At 67.8% G+C, this 2,021-nt stretch carries 4 protein-coding genes; 1 reads left to right on the top strand and 3 read right to left on the bottom strand.

The features are described 5' to 3' along the window. Window positions 1-13 precede the first annotated feature (13 nt). Window positions 14-544: a hypothetical protein gene (locus ACH107_RS32305; RefSeq protein WP_412509701.1), complete on the top strand. Its 531-nt coding sequence runs from the start codon at window positions 14-16 to the stop codon at window positions 542-544. A 14-nt stretch (window positions 545-558) separates the two neighbouring features. On the opposite strand, the gene ACH107_RS32300 is transcribed toward ACH107_RS32305, so the two are convergent. The 3 genes from ACH107_RS32300 to ACH107_RS32290 all read right to left on the bottom strand — a co-directional run. Beyond that, window positions 559-933 carry a GFA family protein gene (locus ACH107_RS32300; protein ID WP_412509700.1) on the bottom strand — a complete coding sequence of 125 codons (375 nt, stop codon included), beginning with the start codon at window positions 931-933 and terminating at the stop codon, window positions 559-561. Next, window positions 930-1,676, bottom strand: a complete 747-nt coding sequence (locus ACH107_RS32295; protein WP_412509699.1) for a rhomboid family intramembrane serine protease — start codon at window positions 1,674-1,676, stop codon at window positions 930-932. The genes ACH107_RS32300 and ACH107_RS32295 overlap by 4 nt, the downstream gene beginning before the upstream one ends. Window positions 1,677-1,806: 130 nt before the next feature. After that, the coding region (locus ACH107_RS32290; RefSeq protein WP_412509698.1) for a hypothetical protein at window positions 1,807-2,021 on the bottom strand (215 nt) is incomplete at its 5' end.

Below are 2,021 nucleotides of genomic sequence, written 5' to 3'. Positions count from 1 at the left end.
CGCCTCGGTCGGGCTGGCCGCGCAATCGCGTGATCGCGATGCGCAGGCCGGACAGGTTGCCCGGCTGGAGCAGGCCATTCTCGCGCTCGGCCCCGGCGTGGACCCTGAGGAGGCGGCGCGCGCCGCCCGCAGCGCCTACCGCAACACGCGGGAACTGGCGCGCGCCTACCAGATCACCGACGGCCCGCTGCTTCACAACACCAAGGTCAACATGGGGCTCAAGCCGCGCGGCCTGTGCTGGCACTGGGCGATGGACATGGAGGACAGGCTGGACCGCGAGCGATTCCGCACCTTGGAAATTCACCGCGCGATCGCCAATTTCAACACGCCTTTCCGCCTGCAGCATTCCACCGCGATCATCAGCCGCCGGGGGGACAGCATGTACGAGGGTATCGTGCTGGACCCGTGGCGCGAGGGCGGTGAGCTGACATGGCTGCCCACCGGGCAGGATACGCGGTATGACTGGTACCCCCGCCTGCCGGTGCTGGCGTTCAAGCGCGGCGAGATGACGGCGGCCGAGCTGTACGCGGGCACGGAATCCTGAACGGCCGGGCGCCGTCAGCGGTCGGCGGGATGGTTGATGCCGTCGGTCCACGGGACAGGCTCGGCCTCGCGGGGGGGCACGCCCGCGATGGTGCCGAGGTTCACGCCGTACATTGTCGGATCCGAGCGGCGCCGGTGATGGGTATAGATGCCGCAGATCGAGCAGAAATAATGCTGCGCGGTCATCGTGCCCCATTGATAGCGCGACAGTTTCCCGGCGCCGCGCGTGACATCGAGGTTTTCCAGCGGTACGCTGACTGTCGCCGCCCCGCGGCGCCGGCAGAAGCTGCAATCGCAGCGGCGGGCGTCGGACAGGTCGGAACATGCCGGCGTTATGCGGAGTTCGACCGCGCCGCAATGGCAGGTGGCCGTTCGGGTGGTGGCTGTCATTTCCGGCGTCTCACCTTGGGAATATGGCTGCGGGCATAGCGGTATTCGGCTTCGGGGTAGGGCGGCGTGCCCGCGTTGCGGCGCCAGTAGGCCGGTCCGCCCTTGCGCAGGAAAACCGGTACCGTCAGCACCACGCCGATCAGGAAGCCGCCGGCATGGGCCCAGTAGGCCACGCCGCCGCCTGTCGGGTCGGCGCCGATCCCGCTGACGAGTTGCACCGCGAACCACAGGCCCAGCATCATCCAGGCGGGCAAGGCGATGATCTGGATGAAAAAGATGATGATGACGAGGATGTCCACCCGCGCCCGTGGGTAAAGCAGCAGGTAGCCCCCCATCACGCCGGCGATCGCCCCGGATGCGCCGACGGTCGGCACCGGCGACAGCGGCCCGGCCAGCACGTGGGCCAGCCCCGACCCGACCCCGCAGGCGAGGTAGAACAGCGCATAGCCGAGATGGCCCATCTCGTCCTCCAGGTTGTCGCCGAAAATCCACAGGAACAACATGTTGCCCCCGAGATGGAGCAGCCCGCCATGCATGAACATCGACGTGAAGAGCCCGCCATAGGCGCCTTCGCGCGTGACGAGCACCGGCACGATCGCCCAGTCGTAGAAGAAGTCGTTCAGCGCGCGCGGGTCGTTGAAGAGCGGCCAGTAGCCAAGGAACACCACGATGTTGATCGCGATGAGCGCGTAGGTGACGTAGGGCGTCGTGCTCGACGGGTTGTGATCGCGGATCGGGAACATGCGCCATAGCTAGCGCGGTTTCGCGGGTTCGGAAAGCGGGAGTTTCGCGCGCGCATCGCGCCGCCATTCGGCGTGCCGTCCCGAAAGGCCGCGCGGCCCCGGGCAGGGGGCCGCGTCGATGTGGACAGGATCAGGACATGCCGCCCAGAAGCGCCGCGTTGCCGCCCGCCGCGGTGGTATCCACGCAGACATGCCGTTCGTGGCAGGCATGGCCGGTATCCGGCATCCCGGTGATGAGCGGCAGGATGGGCCCCACGTCGCCAAGGTCGGCGCAGTTCATCACCTCGAACGGCCGCATGCCGCTGGTGGGGTGTTCGGCGCGTATCATGGTCGAGGAATCGCGCA

It is taken from the genome of Roseovarius halophilus (ex Wu et al. 2025) (assembly GCF_047086965.1).
The sequence above is the reverse complement of the archived record's forward strand: the minus strand, read 5'-3'. Positions and strand labels throughout refer to the sequence as shown.

Coding starts and splice junctions, on each gene's coding strand:
- ACH107_RS32300 (WP_412509700.1), bottom strand. CDS start 933: ATGACAGCCACCACCCGAACGGCCACCTGCCATTGCGGCGCGGTCGAA.
- ACH107_RS32295 (WP_412509699.1), bottom strand. CDS start 1,676: ATGTTCCCGATCCGCGATCACAACCCGTCGAGCACGACGCCCTACGTC.